At 69.6% G+C, this 16,235-nt stretch carries 15 protein-coding genes; 8 read left to right on the top strand and 7 right to left on the bottom strand.

Annotated elements, in window-relative coordinates:
• The first annotated feature begins 2 nt into the window (after positions 1-2).
• The 5 genes from HD596_RS07260 (at position 3) to HD596_RS07240 (ending at position 5,125) form a co-directional block, all read left to right on the top strand.
• On the top strand, positions 3-629 hold the full coding sequence (locus tag HD596_RS07260) for a hypothetical protein (protein ID WP_185068531.1): 627 nt from the start codon (positions 3-5) through the stop codon (positions 627-629).
• Positions 626-1,720, top strand: coding sequence for a C40 family peptidase (locus tag HD596_RS07255; protein ID WP_185068530.1), 1,095 nt, complete (start codon positions 626-628; stop codon positions 1,718-1,720). The genes HD596_RS07260 and HD596_RS07255 overlap by 4 nt, the downstream gene beginning before the upstream one ends.
• The gene (locus HD596_RS07250) at positions 1,717-2,121 is read left to right on the top strand and encodes a (deoxy)nucleoside triphosphate pyrophosphohydrolase (protein WP_313043091.1); all 405 of its coding nucleotides are present in this window, start codon (positions 1,717-1,719) and stop codon (positions 2,119-2,121) included. The genes HD596_RS07255 and HD596_RS07250 overlap by 4 nt, the downstream gene beginning before the upstream one ends.
• Positions 2,122-2,233: 112 nt before the next feature.
• Entirely contained in the window at positions 2,234-3,745 is a 1,512-nt protein-coding gene (locus tag HD596_RS07245) for a hypothetical protein (RefSeq protein ID WP_185068529.1), read from the top strand.
• 78 nt (positions 3,746-3,823) lie between these two features.
• Positions 3,824-5,125: a hypothetical protein gene (locus HD596_RS07240; RefSeq protein ID WP_185068528.1), complete on the top strand. Its 1,302-nt coding sequence runs from the start codon at positions 3,824-3,826 to the stop codon at positions 5,123-5,125.
• Positions 5,126-5,179: 54 nt separating this feature from the next.
• Here HD596_RS07240 and HD596_RS07235 read toward each other — a convergent pair whose 3' ends face one another.
• The 7 genes from HD596_RS07235 to HD596_RS07205 form a co-directional block, all read right to left on the bottom strand.
• On the bottom strand, positions 5,180-5,932 hold the full coding sequence (locus tag HD596_RS07235) for a succinate dehydrogenase/fumarate reductase iron-sulfur subunit (RefSeq protein WP_185068527.1): 753 nt from the start codon (positions 5,930-5,932) through the stop codon (positions 5,180-5,182).
• Positions 5,929-7,827, bottom strand: a complete 1,899-nt coding sequence (locus tag HD596_RS07230; RefSeq protein ID WP_185068526.1) for a fumarate reductase/succinate dehydrogenase flavoprotein subunit — start codon at positions 7,825-7,827, stop codon at positions 5,929-5,931. The genes HD596_RS07235 and HD596_RS07230 overlap by 4 nt, the downstream gene beginning before the upstream one ends.
• A gap of 12 nt (positions 7,828-7,839) precedes the next feature.
• Positions 7,840-8,625: a succinate dehydrogenase subunit SdhC gene (sdhC, locus tag HD596_RS07225; RefSeq protein ID WP_185068525.1), complete on the bottom strand. Its 786-nt coding sequence runs from the start codon at positions 8,623-8,625 to the stop codon at positions 7,840-7,842.
• 181 nt (positions 8,626-8,806) lie between these two features.
• Positions 8,807-9,268: a response regulator gene (locus HD596_RS07220; RefSeq protein WP_185068524.1), complete on the bottom strand. Its 462-nt coding sequence runs from the start codon at positions 9,266-9,268 to the stop codon at positions 8,807-8,809.
• On the bottom strand, positions 9,261-10,406 hold the full coding sequence (locus tag HD596_RS07215) for a sensor histidine kinase (RefSeq protein WP_185068523.1): 1,146 nt from the start codon (positions 10,404-10,406) through the stop codon (positions 9,261-9,263). The genes HD596_RS07220 and HD596_RS07215 overlap by 8 nt, the downstream gene beginning before the upstream one ends.
• Entirely contained in the window at positions 10,403-11,536 is a 1,134-nt protein-coding gene (locus HD596_RS07210) for a PP2C family protein-serine/threonine phosphatase (protein WP_185068522.1), read from the bottom strand. The genes HD596_RS07215 and HD596_RS07210 overlap by 4 nt, the downstream gene beginning before the upstream one ends.
• Before the next feature lie 32 nt (positions 11,537-11,568).
• A complete protein-coding gene (locus HD596_RS07205; RefSeq protein ID WP_185068521.1) occupies positions 11,569-12,498 on the bottom strand; it encodes a LysR family transcriptional regulator in 930 nt (309 codons plus the stop codon).
• Between the two features lie 134 nt (positions 12,499-12,632).
• Here HD596_RS07205 and HD596_RS07200 point away from each other — a divergent pair, with 134 nt between their 5' ends.
• From HD596_RS07200 to HD596_RS07190, 3 genes are read left to right on the top strand one after another with little or no spacing between them, the layout of a single operon-like run.
• Complete coding sequence (locus tag HD596_RS07200; RefSeq protein WP_313043084.1) at positions 12,633-13,382, top strand: succinate dehydrogenase cytochrome b subunit; 750 nt, start codon at positions 12,633-12,635, stop codon at positions 13,380-13,382.
• Positions 13,382-15,304 carry a fumarate reductase/succinate dehydrogenase flavoprotein subunit gene (locus HD596_RS07195; protein WP_185068519.1) on the top strand — a complete coding sequence of 641 codons (1,923 nt, stop codon included), beginning with the start codon at positions 13,382-13,384 and terminating at the stop codon, positions 15,302-15,304. The genes HD596_RS07200 and HD596_RS07195 overlap by 1 nt, the downstream gene beginning before the upstream one ends.
• Positions 15,301-16,041, top strand: coding sequence for a succinate dehydrogenase/fumarate reductase iron-sulfur subunit (locus HD596_RS07190; protein WP_185068518.1), 741 nt, complete (start codon positions 15,301-15,303; stop codon positions 16,039-16,041). Before HD596_RS07195 ends, HD596_RS07190 begins: the two co-directional genes overlap by 4 nt.
• The last annotated feature ends 194 nt before the right edge of the window (positions 16,042-16,235 follow it).

The following is a 16,235-nucleotide window of genomic DNA, read 5'->3' as shown; positions in this document are numbered from 1 at the left end:
GCATGGCGCAGCGAGGTGACAGGCGGGGGCTGGCCTTCGCCGCAGTCGTCGTGGTCATCGCCGCGGTCGGCATCTACCTGACCATGTGGCCCGACCAGCAGGAGCAGGCCGGTCCCGGCCAGGAGCCGGCCAGGGTCGCCAGCGCGCCGGCTCCGTCGAGCACGCCGCTGGCGACCGCGAGCGCCGCGCCGTTCGACATCTACTCGTTCCTGCCGATGAAGAAGGAGCAACTGGCCGCGACGGCGGACCTGGCCGAGCGGTTCACCGCCGAGTACGGCACCTTCAGGTACGACGAGGACCCGGCGGCGTACGCGACCCGCGTCAAGGCGTACACCACGGCCGAGCTCGGCAACGAGCTGACCAGGACCATGACCTCGGCGGGCACCGTCGAGCAGAACCGCAACGACCAGATCGTCTCCAAGGCCACGGCCAGGCTGAAGGAGATCAGGCAGATCGAGAAGAACTCCATCATCTTCGTGGTCGCCTCGGCCAGGCAGGTCACCGCCAAGAGCGGTAACCAGACGGCCCAGGAGGAGTACGCGGTCACGGTGACCCAGTCGGGAGCCGACTGGCGGATCTTCGACATCCGGCCTGCCGCTGAGGGCCAGGAGGGGGACACCTCGGGGTGAAGCTCTCACGTACCCGGCTGGCGCTGCTGATCGGCGCCGCCGGCGTGCTGCTCCTGGTGGCGGTCATCGTGTCGCCGATGCTGCTGATCTCGTTGCCGTCGTTCCTCAGCGAGGGCGGCACCTCGCCCGACTGCAACGACAAGACGCAGGTGGAGGAGGTGTCCGACTCGGCGGCGTCGGACATCCCCGCCGAATACCTGGAGTTCTACAAGAAGTACGGCAAGAAGATCGGCGTCCAGTGGAACATCCTGGCCGCCGTGGGCAAGCGCGAGACCGACCACGGCCGCTCCAACCTGCCGGGCGTCAAGAGCGGCACCAACTACGCGGGCGCGGCCGGGCCGATGCAGTTCCTGATCTCCACGTGGGGCGGCAAGGCCAGGGTGGCGATGTCGTCGAAGTTCACCGGGTACGCCTCCGACGGCGACGGCGACGGGGTGGGCGACATCTACAACCCGGCCGACGCGATCCTCGGCGCCGCGCGGATGCTCAAGCGCAACGGCGCCCCGGAGAACGTGCGGCAGGCGCTGTTCGTCTACAACCGGGCCTGGTGGTACGTGGACCAGGTCGAGGCGATCGCCAGGAAGTACGCCAAGTCGGGCGACGTCAAGGTGCCGCCGCAGGCTTCGGAGGAATGCGACGACTCGCTGGTGGAGGCCGCGCCGAGCGACATCGTGGCCAAGATTTTGGAATACGCGCTGGCGCAGCGCGGCAAGCCCTATCTGTGGGGCGGGACGGGGCCCGACGCGTTCGACTGCTCGGGCGTCATCTTCGCGGCTTATCGGGAGGCGGGGCTGACGATCCCGCGTACGACGTTCGGGCAGTGGCCGTTCGGCGTGAAGGTTTTAGAGGGCCAGGAACAGCCCGGTGACCTGGTGTTCTTCAACGCCGGTCCGGGCACGTCCGCCGACAACCCCGGTCACGTCGGGCTCGTCGTGTCGAAGGGCAAGATGCTGGAGGCCCGGTGCCGGCTGTGCGGGCCGATCAAGGTCACCAGCTATCAAGCGCGGGACAACCGCATCGGTTTCACCCGCCCCCTCCAGAACCCCGACGTTCTCGAGCAGCTGAAGAAGCTGCAGAATCCTACGCTGTGAATGATTTCGACACGGTCGTGGTGGCCGCGGTGATCGTCGCGCCGGGCGCTCGGGTGCTGGCCGCCCAGCGCGCCGAGCCTCCGGCGCTCGCGGGTGGCTGGGAGTTCCCTGGCGGGAAGGTGGATCCCGGCGAGAGCGAGACGGCGGCGCTCGTCCGCGAGTGCCGCGAGGAGCTCGGCGTGGAGGTCACGGTGGGTGAGCAGGTGGGCGGGGACTGGTCGCTTTCCGAGGGGTACGTGCTGCGCGTGTGGCTGTGCTCGCTGGCCTCGGGGGTCCCGGAGGCTCGGGAGCACCTGGCGCTGCGGTGGCTGGGGCCCGGCGAGTATTTCTCGGTCGAGTGGCTCGGGGCGGATCTGCCCGTGATGAAGACTGTGGAGAATCTGCTCCTTTCGCGGGATTAGTTGCTTCCTCTGTGTGACAGAATGACTACCAAGAGTGACATCTGTCGCAACGGGGGAGTTGGGAGTGATGCGGCGTGGCTGGATCATTGCGGGCGCTCTGATCCTGGCGGCTGTGCCCTCCGTGCCTTTGGCGGCCTCCCGGGTGTCGCTGGTGCTGGAGCGGGTGAGCACGCCCGGAATGTGGATCAGGACGGGCGACGTCCAGCGGTTCCGGGTGCGGCTCAACGGGATGGCCGACGGCGTCAAGGTGGCGATCGCGGCCAGCCCGGCGTCGGCGCTGACGCAGGTGTCCTGCGCCACGGCGGCTCCGGGCACGCCTTCCGCGCCCGCCGCGGAGCCCGGCCTGGGGGCGGCCAGGGGCGGGGTGCGGGCCGCGCGGGACCTGGCGGCCCGGGCGCTGAGCGTCACGGGCGGCTCGGTGCTGCCGAGCGCGGTCCCGCCCGGGACGCGGGTGTGCGAGCTGGGCGACCTCGCCGGTGAGCGGGAAGTGGACGTGACGCTCACCACGCCGTCGGGGGCGAAGCAGGTGGTGCTCGCCGCGGTGGCCGGGATGCGGGCCGACACGGGCGGCCCGCAGACGACCAAGACCAAGACCGCCGCCACGCGCGTCATGGACGAGGACGCGGGCTTCAGCGGCCCGGCAGTCCGCGTGGGCCCGGCGGAGCCCCGGCCCGCCGCTTCCGGCATGCCGTCCGGCGTGCCCAGCCGGGAGTACGCCGCGGCGAAGGAGCGGCTCCTCGCTCAACTGCAGCAGCCTGCCCCGCCCGCACGGGCCTGGGCGAAGGTGCAGGCCGGCACGGAGGAGGCGGAGGTCGCCGGGGCGCATGCCAAACGCAGGTTGCTGGCCGGGGCCGGCGTGCTGCTGGAGGGCCAGTGGCCCGCTGAAGCGGCCGCGCCGCGGCGTGCGGCGGTCGGAGGGACCACGCGCCGGTTGAAGGGCGGCGGTCTCGGCGCGCCCAGGCAGTTCAAGATGCTGCCGCAGTGGCCCCAGGGCGGGCCGGGCCTGGCCGGGCTGCCCCAAGGCCCCCAAGGCGCCCCGCAGGCGCCCGGGCTGGCTCAGGCCGTCCCGCAGCCGCCCCAGGGCCTGCAGCGGGCACCTCAGGCCATGCCGCAGCTACCGCAGGGCCTGCAACTGCCTCAGGGTCTGCAGCGGCCGCCTCAGGCCGCGCCGCAGCTGCCCCAGGCCGTTCCGCAGCCGCCGCAGGGCCTGCAGCGGCCACCGCAGGCTGCTCCACAGCTGCCTCAGGGGCTGACGCGGCTGCCCGAGGGCCTGCCGCAGGCGCCGCGGCTGCCGGAGGCGGTGCCGCAGCCGGTGCCCGGCGCCCCGCCCTCACTGGCCATGCCCGGCGCGTCGCCCCCGCTGGTCGACGCGCCCCTCCTGCCCGGCATGGCGGCCCCGCAAGCCGCTCCGGGAGCGGCCGGGCAGCCCACGCGCGGCGCCGAAGGCGTGGTGCCGCTGCCGTGGAACGTGGCCGCGACGCGGAAGCACACTCGCCCTGTCGCATGGGCGAGCCCGCTGGACGGCCCGAAGGGGCTGCCGGTGGTCGCCGGAGGCATCGGAGTGCTGCTGGGAGCCCTGTGGGTGATTGGCACGGTGCAAAGACGCCGAAGAAGCAAAACGTAGGTTAATTCGGGCTTTACTGTTACTTTGACCCGACTAGTATTCCCTTGACCAAGGTTACGGGATACGCGGAGGGCACCGGTGGCACGCACGCGAGCGACGGCCGCGTCCGCTGTCGTCCTGGCGCTGGGTCTGGCCGGCGTCGGGGCGACGCCGTTCATCGTACAGAGCGCGAGCGCGTCCGTGTCGGCGTACCAGCCGGTCGAGCCCTGTGACATCGGCGAGGTGTGCGACACCACGCCGGAGACCACCGTGACGGTCACCGAGACGGCGGGCACGCCGGAGCCCGAGGAGCCCGAGACGACGATCACCAAGACCGTCACCTCCACTCCGACGAAGGCGAGCAAGACCCCCAAGCCGACCAAGACCACGGCGGCTCCGGCGACCACCAGCGCCCCGCCGCCGCAGAACCTGAACCCCCAGCCGCTGCCCACCCAGACGGTAGAGACGGTCCCGACCCCGTCGCAGACCACCTCCGAGCCGTCCATCGACATCCCGGAGGTCGCGTCCTCCGAGCCGGTCACCGCGCCGTCGGCGCAGCCGAGCGACACGCAGGCCGCCTCCTCCGAGGAGGTGCCGCTGGAGCTGCGTAACGCGGCGCCGGAGTTCGACCAGAAGTCGCTGACGCAGAAGCTCAGCATCCCGGCGCTGGTGCTGGTCCTGCTCGCGCTCTTCGCCGTCCTGATCTTCGAGGGACGCCTGCGCCGGATGGCCCACGCGGCGGCCGTGCGCAAGGCCGGGCCGCAGATGGGCCGGCCGGACATGCCTCCGCCTCCTCCGGGCGGCGGCTACCCGGCGGGGCCCGGTTACTACACGACGGCGGGCTTCCCCGCGCCCGGCTACCCGGGCGGCACGGCGTACGCGCCGATCATCAGCTTCGTCCCCGTGCAGACGTATCCGAGCGGCCCGGTCCCCGGCTACGAGGAGCACCCGTACCCGCCCCAGGGCTACGCGCAGGAGCCCCCGCCGCCGCCGGCGGAGCCGGTGGTGCTGCACCCGGACGAGTTCGACTCCTTCAACCACGAGCCGCCCAAGCCCAAGGAGTTCCGCGACCCGTTCGAGCCGCTGGTCCCGGCGGACCCGCCGCCGGCGGACATCCCGCCGGGCGGCGCCGACCCTTACGAGGTTCCCGGCCAGGAGCGCCCGCTCGGCCCGGTCTCGGCGGCCGAGTCCGGCGACTCGGAGCCGTGGCAGGGCGGTGGCCAGTCCCTGTTCGACCCGCCGGTCCGCAACCAGGAGCAGCAGGCGTACGACCCGCCGCCCTACCTGGCGCCCGACGCGGAGGCGACCGTCGTCCAGCCGCTGCCGCCGGAGGCCGGGCAGCCGGAGCAGACCAAGGAGATGCCGGACCCCAAGCGCAGGCGCTGGGGCCGCAAGAAGTAGCCGGGCAAGGAAATGAGGGGGGCTGGAGATCCAGCCCCCCTCATTCGTGCGTGCCTACTTGGCGCGCTTGAAGATCTTGTTGCCGAGCCACACCAGCGGGTCGTACTTGCGGTCCACCACGCGCTCCTTCATCGGGATCAGCGCGTTGTCGGTGATCTTGATGTGCTCGGGGCAGACCTCGGTGCAGCACTTGGTGATGTTGCAGTAGCCGAGCCCGTGCTGGTCCTGCGCGGCCTCCTGACGGTCGGCCACGTCGTACGGGTGCATGTCCAGCTCGGCGATCCGCATGAGGAACCGGGGGCCGGAGAAGTTGGCCTTGTTCTCCTCGTGGTCGCGGATGACGTGGCAGACGTTGTTGCACATGAAGCACTCGATGCACTTGCGGAACTCCTGGGACCGCTCGACATCGACCTGCTGCATGCGGTACTCGCCGGGCCGGACGCCGGCCGGCGGCGTGAAGGACGGGACCTCCCGCGCCTTCTGGTAGTTGAACGACACGTCCGTCACCAGGTCCTTGATGACCGGGAACGTCCGCATCGGCGTGACCGTGATGGTCTCGTCCTCCTCGAAGGTGGACATCCGGGTCATGCAGCCCAGCCGCGGCTTGCCGTTGATCTCCATGCTGCACGAGCCGCACTTGCCCGCCTTGCAGTTCCAGCGCACCGCCAGGTCGGGCGCCTGCGTGGCCTGCAGCCGGTGGATGATGTCGAGGACGACCTCGCCCTCGTTCACCTCGACGGTGAAGTCCTCGAGCTTGCCCTCACCGCCCTCCCCGCGCCAGACCTTGAACTTCGCCTTGTAGCTCATTTCGAAATCCCGTCGAACTCGGCCATCTCTTCGTCGGTGAGGTACTTCTTCAGCTCGTCCCGGTCGAACAGGGTGATCAGGTCGTCGCGCATGCTCGGCTGGAGCTTCTCCTCCACCTTGACCGTGAAGCCGTCCTCGGTGGAGCAGACGAGCAGCTTGCGGCGCCATTCCGGGTCCATCCCGGGGAAGTCGTCGCGGGTGTGCCCGCCGCGGCTCTCCTCGCGCAGCAGCGCGGCGCGCGCCACGCACTGCGAGACCAGCACCATGTTGCGCAGGTCGATCGCGAGATGCCAGCCGGGGTTGTAGATGCGGGACCCGGCCGCGCCGACCACCTGGACGCGCTCCTTGAGCTTCTCCACGACCTGGAGCGCCTCGGAGACCTCCTCGGCCTTGCGGATGATGCCGACCAGGTCGTTCATCGTCCGCTGGAGCTCGTGGTGGACCTCGTACGGGTTCTCGCCGTCGCGCCCCAGCGGCGCCAGCGCCTCCTGGCGGGCCTCCTCCACGAGCTCGGGCAGGACCTTGGGACGTGCCTCCAGCGAGTCCACGTACGCCGCCGCGCCCGCGCCCGCCCGGCGCCCGAACACCAGCAGGTCGGACAGCGAGTTGCCGCCCAGCCGGTTGGAGCCGTGCATGCCGCCGGACACCTCGCCCGCGGCGAAGAGCCCGGGCACGGCCGCCGCGCCGGTGTCGGCGTCCACCTCGACGCCGCCCATGATGTAGTGGCAGGTCGGGCCCACCTGCATGGGCTCGGCGGTGATGTCGACGTCAGCCAGCTCCTTGAACTGGTGGTGCATCGACGGCAGCCGCTTCTTGATCTCCTCGGCGGGCAGCCGGGTCGAGACGTCGAGGAAGACGCCGCCCTGCGGTGAGCCGCGACCGGCCTTGACCTCGGCGTTGATGGCGCGGGCCACCTCGTCACGCGGCAGGAGCTCCGGCGGGCGCCGGTTGTTGGCCTGGTCGGTGTACCAGCGGTCGCCCTCCTCCTCCGTGGTCGCGTACTTGTCCTTGAAGACGTCCGGGATGTAGTCGAACATGAAGCGCTTGCCCTCGGAGTTGCGCAGCACGCCGCCGTCACCGCGGACGGACTCGGTGACGAGGATGCCGCGCACGGAGGGCGGCCAGACCATCCCGGTGGGGTGGAACTGGATGAACTCCATGTTGATCAGGTTGGCGCCGGCGAGCAGGGCCAGGGCGTGGCCGTCGCCGGTGTACTCCCAGGAGTTGGACGTGACGACGTACGACTTGCCGATGCCGCCGGTGGCCAGGACCACGGTGGGCGAATCGAAAAGCACGAAATTTCCGGACTCGCGCCAGTAGCCGAACGCGCCCGAGATCCGCTCCCCGTCCTTGAGCAGCCGCGTGATCGTGCACTCGGCGAAGACCTTGATGTAGGCCTCGTAGTCGCCGTGCTTCTCGTAGTCCTCCTGCTGGAGGGCGACGACGCGCTGCTGCAGGGTGCGGATCAGCTCCAGGCCGGTACGGTCGCCCACGTGTGCGAGCCGCGGGTACTCGTGCCCGCCGAAGTTGCGCTGGCTGATCTTGCCGTCCTTGGTGCGGTCGAACAGCGCGCCCCAGGCCTCCAGCTCCCAGACGCGGTCGGGCGCCTCCTTGGCGTGCAGCTCGGCCATCCGCCAGTTGTTGAGGAACTTGCCGCCGCGCATGGTGTCGCGGAAGTGCACCTGCCAGTTGTCGGCCGGGTTGACGTTGCCCATCGCGGCGGCCGCGCCGCCCTCGGCCATGACGGTGTGCGCCTTGCCGAACAGCGACTTGCACACGATCGCCGTCTTCTTGCCCTGCTGGCGGGCCTCGATCGCGGCCCGCAGGCCGGCGCCGCCCGCGCCGATGACGACGACGTCGTATTCGTGACGCTCTGTGTTAAGCGAGTTATCCACTGAAGCTGGTCCTTACGCGTACGGGAAGGCGATGATGCCCTTGGCCACCAGGCGGACATAGAGGTCGGCGCCCATGACGGAGAACATCGAGGCCCACGCGAGGGGTTGGTGCTTGGCGTTGAGCTTGGACACGAACGTCCAGGCCCGGTACCGCAGCGGGTGACGAGAGAAGTGGTTGAGCCTGCCCGCGGTGATGTGCCTGCAGGAGTGGCACGACAGCGTGTAGGCGTTGATCAGGACGGCGTTGACGACCAGGATCCAGGTGCCCAGGCCGATCGGCTTGTGGACGAGCGCCAGGACGGCGTCGTAGGCCAGGATGAGGCCGATCACGATGGCCGCGTAGAAGAAGTAGCGGTGCACGTTCTGCAGGATCAGCGGGAAGCGCCGCTCGCCGGTGTACTTGCCGTGCGGCTCCTGGACGGCGCACGCCGGAGGCGAGAGCCAGAACGAGCGATAGTAGGACTTGCGGTAGTAGTAGCAGGTAAGCCGGAAACCGCCCGGCAGGCCGAGGATCAGCAGTCCCGGCGGCAGTGCGTACCAGTCGCCGAACGGCGCCAGGCCGAACAGCCGGGCCCCCTCGGGACATGACGTCGCCAGACAGGGCGACGCGAACGGCGCTATGTAGGGATCGACGAAATAGCTGTTGTCGATGATCGCCCACACGCCGTAGACAAGGAATGAGCTGAGCCCGAGGAACGTCAGCAGCGGAACAAGCCACCATCTGTCGGTGCGCAGCGTGCGCACCTTGACTTGCGCTCGCTGCCTTCTGACCGGAGCGTCGGGCGTAGTCTGGGTCATCGCGGACCTCTCCACCTCCCGCGGACCCGTCGCGCAGGGGGTCCGTGGTTTTCGTATTCGCTGGGCGCGCGGGCGGCGAGCGACCGCTCAGGCGCGCGTTGGTGGGGGATACGTTACGACGACAGCATGCGAATTTGTGAGCGGGGTCACTCACAATTTCGATGACTTGCTGTGATTCCTGTCACGTCCGCCCGTCAGGGCGCTGCCCTTGGACCGGCAACTTAACCACAGTCACGAAAAAATCATCTATCTGCCGGACAACCCGGATAAATTGCTCAAAATCCACCGGTTTGGAGACATACGCGTTGGCGTGCAACCGGTAGCTGTGCAGGATGTCCTCCTCCGCCTCGGAGGTCGTCAGGATCACCACCGGTATCGTCCGCAACCCGACGTCGGCCTTGACCTCGGCCAGCACCTCCATGCCGCTCATCCGCGGCAGGTTGAGGTCGAGCAGGATGAGGTCGGGCCGCGGCGCGTCGGTGTAGCCGTCCTCGTTACGCAGGTACGCCATCGCCTGCTCGCCGTCATTGACCACGTTGAGCCGGTTTCGCACCTTGTTGAAGTCGAAGGCCTCCTTGGTGAGCAGGATGTCACCCTGGTCGTCCTCCACCAGAAGCACCTCGATGGGGCGCCCCTCATTCATCGTCGTCTCCCGAAGCCGGCAGTGTCCAGCGGAACGTCGCGCCCTGGCCCTCGGCCTCGCCGTCGAGCCAGAGCTGTCCGCCGTGGTACTCGACGATCTTGCGGCAAAGTGCCAGCCCGATGCCAGTACCTGGATACACGTCGCGGGCATGAAGTCGCTGGAAGATCAGGAAGATGCGGTCGGCGTACTTGGGCTCGATCCCGATGCCGTTGTCGGAACAGCTGAACTCCCACATGCCGCCGGACCTGGTGACCCCGATGTGGACGCGCGGGGCCGCCCCGGCGCGGAACTTGATCGCGTTCTCGACCAGGTTCTGGAACAGCTGCGTGAGCTGCACCCGGTTGCCCCTGACCACGGGCAGCTCGTCCCTGGTGACCGTGGCCTCGCTGTCCTCGATCGCGGCCGAGAGGTTCTCCAGCGCCAGGTCGAGCGCCTTCCCCGTGTCGACCGTGCTCTTCCCGCCGGTCATCCGGCTGACCCTGGAGAAGTCGAGCAGGTCGTTGATCAGCAGCTGCATGCGCTTGGCGCCGTCGACCGAGTACTGGATGTACTGCTTGGCCCGCTCGTCGAGCTGGGAGCCGTAGCGCTGCTCCAGCATCTGCGTGAAGCTGGCGACCTTGCGCAGCGGCTCCTGCAGGTCGTGGCTGGCCACGTACGCGAACTGCTCCAGCTCCCCGTTGGACCTGCGCAGCTCCTCGGCCTGGTCGGCGGCCGCCCGCCAGGCCGACACGATGCGGGCGCGCATGGAGTCGACGTGGCTGGACAGCTCGGCCAGCTCCGCCGGCCTGTCGACGTGCAGGGTGTGGTCGAAGTCGCCGGCGGCCACCGTGCGGACCTGCTCGGCGAGCTGGTCGATGGGCTTCAGCACGGCGTAGCGGAGGATGAAGGCCAGCGCGATGCCGAACGCGAGCATCGCCGCGAAGAGCACGATCAGCACCATGTTGAGCACGTCGAGCTGCTCCGCGACGGCGGGCGTCCTGGCCATCTCGCGGGCCCGCGCGCCGATCATCATCGCGATCAGGATCGCGGCCAGGAGCACGATCCCCGCCACCAGCCCCATGATCAGGAACCAGCGGGCCACGGGCAGCCTGCCCAGCCCGATCGGCTCCTTGGCGGGAGGCAGCGGGTTGATGCTCATCGTCTCCTCCTCCGGACCAGGACCACGGCGAGGTCGTCGCTCAGGGTGCCCACGTGGGTGATGAGCCGGTCGAGGTCGATGGCGCCGTGCTCGCGTACGAGACCCAGCAGGCCCTCCAGGCCGAGCAACTCCTGGCTCTCACCCACCGCGGCCTCGATCAGGCCGTCGGTGTAGAGCATCATGGACCACTCCTCGCCCAGCGGCACGTCGATCACCGACCACTCCGCGTCCGGGAAGATCCCGAGCGGCGGCCCGGAGGGCGTGCCGTCGACCACCTGGACGGCGCCGTCGCGCACCAGCACCGGCGGCGGGTGCCCGACCACGCGCATCCTGGCGTGCCGCAGGTCGGGGCTGATCGTGGCCATGCACAGGGTGGTGAAGATCTCGGGGCTGTTCCGCTCGGCCCGCAGCACGGCGTCGAGCGTGCGCAGCAGCGTGTCGTCCGTCTGGCCGGCGAGGACCAGCGTGCGCCAGGCGATGCGCAGCGCCACGCCGAGGGCCGCCTCGTCGGGCCCGTGCCCGCACACGTCGCCGACCACGATGTGCACCGAGCCGTCCGGCGTCTGCACGGTGTCGAAGAAGTCGCCGGCCAGCGTGCCGCCGCTGCCCGGCAGGTAGCGGGTGACGTGCTCGATCGCCTCGGTACGCAGCAGAGGGCCGGGGAGCAGGGCGTTCTGCAGCCTGGAGTTCTCCTTGGCCGTCAGCTCCGCCTGCACCAGGCTGACGTGGGCCAGGTCGGCCCGCTTGCGTTCCATCGCGTACCGGATCGCCCTGGCCAGCAGCCGCTCGTCGACGTCGCTCTTGACCAGGTAGTCCTGCGCGCCGGCCTGGACGGCGGCCACGCCCACGTGCGAGTCTCTAAGTCCGGTGAGCACCAGCACGGCGGTGTGCGGCGCCAGCGCGAGCACCTCTTTCAGGGCCTCCAGGCCGCTCGCGTCCGGCAACGAGAGATCGACCAGGACGCACTGGATCTGCGGCGTCAGCTTGGCCTTGGCCTCCTGAAGGCTGCGCGCCCAGAAGACCTTGGGCGGCGCGAGGGCCTGCTTGAGCAGCTCCTCGACGAGGAAGGCGTCGCCGTCGTTGTCCTCGATCAGGAGCAGCGTCAGCGTTTCCGAGAGATGTGCCGTCAAGGGGCCTCATTAAGAAGTCGGGCTGTCCAGAGTCATTCTGCGATGAGATCGACCCCTTGCGGAAGCGTGCCCTCGTGACCGGCCTCCACGACGAACGACAGCAGGGTCTCCCTGAACGCCTGGGCGGCCCTGGTCGGCTCGACGTCCTTACGCTGGGCCAGCGCGATCGTACGGCTGAGCCCCGGCGGCGCGAGCGGCGTGCCGGACAGCCCAGGGCGCCCGTCGAGCACCATCGAGGGCACCACGGCCACGCCCAGCCCCGCCTCCACGAACCGCAGCACGGCGTCCATCTCGCCGCCCTGCACCGCGAACCTGGGCTCGAACCCGGCCTGCCGGCAGGCCGCCAGCGTGGCCTCCCGAAGGTCGTAGCCACGCCTGAACATCACCATCTGGCGCCCGCGCAGGGCCTCGATCTCCATGTACGGCCCCTTCGGCCGCTCATGGGAGGGCGCGGCCACCACCAGGTTCTCCCGCAGGATCTCCTCGGTCACGAGCGAGGGGTCGTCGCTCTGCAGCGGCATGATGATCAGCGACAGGTCGAGCTGCCCCCGCGCGAGCGCCCTGACGAGGTCACGCGAGCCGCCCTCCTCCACCAGCAGCTCGATCCCCGGGTACGCGCGGTGGAAGCGGGCCAGCGCGTCGGCCATCAGCCCCGCGCAGAGCGACGGCGTGGCGCCGAGCCGCACCCGGCCCCGGCGGAGCCCGGCGAGCTGGGCCACCTCCTGCCGGGCGGTGTCGGCGTCGGCGAGGATCCGGCGGGCGAGCGGCAGCAGCGCCTCACCGGCCGGCGTCAGCGTGACGTTGCCCCGGGCCCGGGAGAACAGCGGGGCGCCCAGATCGGCCTCCAGGGCCTTGATCTGCTTGCTGAGCGACGGCTGCGCGACCCTCATGCGCTCGGCCGCCTGGGTGAAGTGCCTGGCCTCCGCGACCGCCACGAAGTACGCGAGCTGCTGCAACTGCATGTGATTTTCCTCGCACCGAGCGGCGTCGTTTCCGTGGGGCGACCGTACAAACCAAGCATCATAGCCGGTGGCTATCGAAACCAGACCCGTCATGACTTGGACGGATGATTGCTGGATACCTAGCGTTTGAAGACGTGACTGCCACGATAGAGCGCGGCGCAGCCACCGCGCCTGTTACCGCTCGCAAGAACCCTCCGACGAGCAGGAGGCCCGGCGGGTTCCTGCGCTCGTCGAACGGCAAGAAAGCCGTCATGGCCGTCACCGGGGCCGTGATGGTGATCTTCCTCGTCCTCCACATGCTCGGCAACCTCAAGATCTTCCTGGGCAAGGACTCGTTCAACGAGTACGCCCACGCGCTGCGTACGCTCCTGGAGCCGATCGCGCCCTATCGGACGGTGCTGACCCTGCTCGAGGTCGTCCTCGTCGCGTCGGTCGTCCTGCACATGTGGGCCGCGATCTCGCTGGCCCGCCGCGCCCACCAGGCCAGGCCGGTCAAGTACGTCGCCAAGAAGTCGCAGGCGAACGGCTACGCGACGCACATCATGCGGTTCGGCGGCCTCACGATCCTGCTCTTCCTCGTCTGGCACCTGCTGGACCTGACCTTCGGCGTCGTGAACCCCAAGGGCTTCGACTCCGCGCCCGCCGACCGGATGATCGCCGGCTTCGACGCCTCCCGGTGGTGGGTGACCCTGATCTACGTGGTCGCCGTCGTCATGGTCGGCCTGCACCTGCGGCACGGCATCTGGAGCGCCTTCCAGACCCTCGGCTGGGCCAACCGCACGCGGAACAAGGCTCTCCGGCCGATCGCCGGACTGGTGTCCGCCGTGCTGGTCATCGGGTTCCTCGCGCCGCCGCTCGCGATCACCTTCGGAGTTGTGAAGTAATGAAATATACGGAAGGCCCGGAGATCCGGGACACCAAGGCTCCGGCCGGGCCCATCGAAGAGCGGTGGGAGAAGCGGAAGTTCAGCGCGAAGCTGGTCAACCCCGCCAACAAGCGCAAGCTCAACGTGATCGTGGTCGGCACCGGCCTGGCGGGCGGCTCGGCCGCGGCGACGCTGGGCGAGCTGGGCTACAACGTCACGTCGTTCTGCTACCAGGACACGCCGCGCCGCGCGCACTCCATCGCCGCGCAGGGCGGGATCAACGCCGCCAAGAACTACCGCGGCGACGGCGACAGCATCTACCGGCTCTTCTACGACACGGTGAAGGGCGGCGACTTCCGCGCCCGCGAGTCGAACGTCTACCGCCTGGCCCAGGTCTCGGTGAACATCATCGACCAGGCCGTGGCGCAGGGCGTCCCCTTCGCCCGCGAGTACGGCGGCCTGCTCGACACCCGCTCCTTCGGCGGCGCCCAGGTCTCCCGTACGTTCTACGCCCGCGGCCAGACGGGCCAGCAGCTCCTGCTGGGCGCCTACCAGGCGCTGGAGCGGCAGATCGCGGCCGGGACCGTGACCATGCACACCCGGCACGAGATGCTCGACGTGATCGTCTCCGACGGGCGGGCGCGCGGCGTCATCGTGCGCGACATGGTGACCGGCGAGATCGAGCGCCACCTCGCCGACGCCGTGGTGCTGGCCACCGGCGGCTACGGGAACGTGTTCTTCCTGTCCACGAACGCCAAGGGCTGCAACACGACGGCGATCTGGCGGGCGCACGAGCGCGGCGCGTACTTCGCCAACCCCTGCTACACGCAGATCCACCCGACCTGCATCCCCGTCTCCGGCGAGTACCAGTCGAAGCTGACGCTGATGTCGGAGTCGCTGCGCAACGACGGCCGCGTCTGGGTGCCGCTGCGCAAGAACGACACCCGCGCCCCCGGGGACATCCCGGACGAGGAGCGCGACTACTACCTGGAGCGGATCTACCCCGCCTTCGGCAACCTGGTCCCGCGTGACATCGCCTCCCGCGCCGCCAAGAACGTCTGCGACGAGGGCCGCGGCGTCGGCCCCGGCGGCCTGGGCGTCTACCTGGACTTCCGCGACGCCATCGCGCGTCTCGGGCGCGACGCCGTGGAGAAGAAGTACGGCAACCTCTTCGAGATGTACGAGCGCATCACCGGCGAGAACCCGTACGACGTGCCGATGCGCATCTACCCGGCCGTCCACTACACGATGGGCGGGCTGTGGGTGGACTACGACCTGCAGTCCACGATCCCGGGCCTGTTCGTCATCGGTGAGGCCAACTTCTCCGACCACGGCGCCAACCGCCTCGGGGCCTCGGCGCTGATGCAGGGTCTGGCCGACGGCTACTTCGTCCTGCCGACCACCCTCGGCGACTACCTGGCCGCCGGGCCGTTCGGCGACGTGGACGAGGAGGCCGTGGCGGAGGCCGAGATCAAGGTCCGGAGCAAGATCGACCGGCTCCTGGCCGTGAACGGCACCCGTACCCCCGACTCCTTCCACCGCGAGCTGGGCAAGCTCATGTGGGACTACTGCGGCATGGAGCGCACCGAGGAGTCGCTGCGCAAGGCGCTGGAGCGCATCCCCGAGCTGCGCGAGGAGTTCTGGCAGAACGTCAAGGTGAGCGGCACGGCGGAGGAGCTGAACCAGGTCCTGGAGAAGGCCGGCCGCGTGGCCGACTTCTTCGACCTGGCCGAGCTCATGTGCCTGGACGCCCTCGTCCGCACCGAGTCCTGCGGCGGCCACTTCCGCGCCGAGTCCCAGGACGCCGACGGCGAGGCGCTGCGCGACGACGAGCACTTCGCGCACGTGTCGGCCTGGGAGTTCACGCCCGACGGGCCGGTGCTGCACAAGGAAGCGCTCGAGTACGAGTACGTCAAGATGACCCAGCGGAGCTACAAGTGAACCTGACCCTCAAGGTCTGGCGCCAGAGCGGCCCTAGCGATTCCGGCCGGATGGTGACCTACCGGGTTGAGGACGTCTCCCCGGACATGTCCTTCCTGGAGATGCTGGACGTCCTCAACGAGCGCCTCATCCTGGAGGGCGACGACCCGATCGCCTTCGACCACGACTGCCGCGAGGGCATCTGCGGCATGTGCGGCATGGTCATCAACGGCGTCGCCCACGGCGAACAGCGCGCGACGACGACGTGCCAGCTGCACATGCGCCACTTCGAGGACGGCGCCACGATCACCATCGAGCCGTGGCGCGCCGCCCCCTTCCCCGTCGTCAAGGACCTGGTCGTGGACCGCAGCGCCTTCGACCGGATCATCCAGGCGGGCGGCTTCGTCTCGGTCCCGGCCGGCTCGGCCCCGGACGCCCACAGCATCCCCGTACGCAAGGAGGACGCGGACGCGGCCTTCGACGCGGCGACCTGCATCGGCTGCGGCGCGTGCGTGGCGGCCTGCCCGAACGGCTCCGCCTCCCTGTTCACCGCCGCCAAGATCACCCACCTGAGCCTGCTGCCCCAGGGCCAGCCGGAGCGCCTGTCCCGCGCCAAGGCCATGGTGGACCAGATGGACGCGGAGGGGTTCGGCGGCTGCACGAACACGGGGGAGTGCACGGCGGTGTGCCCCAAGGGGATCCCGCTGGACACCATCGCCCGCATGAACACCGACTACCTGAAAGCAAACGCCAAGTAGCAGGTGAGCCTGCTGGACTGCCGCCCCGAGCGAAAAGGGCTTCCCCAAGGGAGCGCTTCGCGCTCGGGGCTCAGGCTGTTCTCATCAAGGCGCCTGTCGGCGCACCCCACGCCTTCGGCGACTGGTCGGGCCCACCCGTTGCCTGGTTACCGGCTGGGCCTGCTGGAGCCCACCCCGGACCGAAGTCTTCGCCT

It is taken from the genome of Nonomuraea jabiensis (assembly GCF_014204795.1).
Classification (GTDB): Bacteria; Actinomycetota; Actinomycetes; order Streptosporangiales; family Streptosporangiaceae; genus Nonomuraea; species Nonomuraea jabiensis.
Note: the sequence above shows the minus strand (reverse complement) of the source record. Positions and strands in the feature narration are given on the sequence as shown.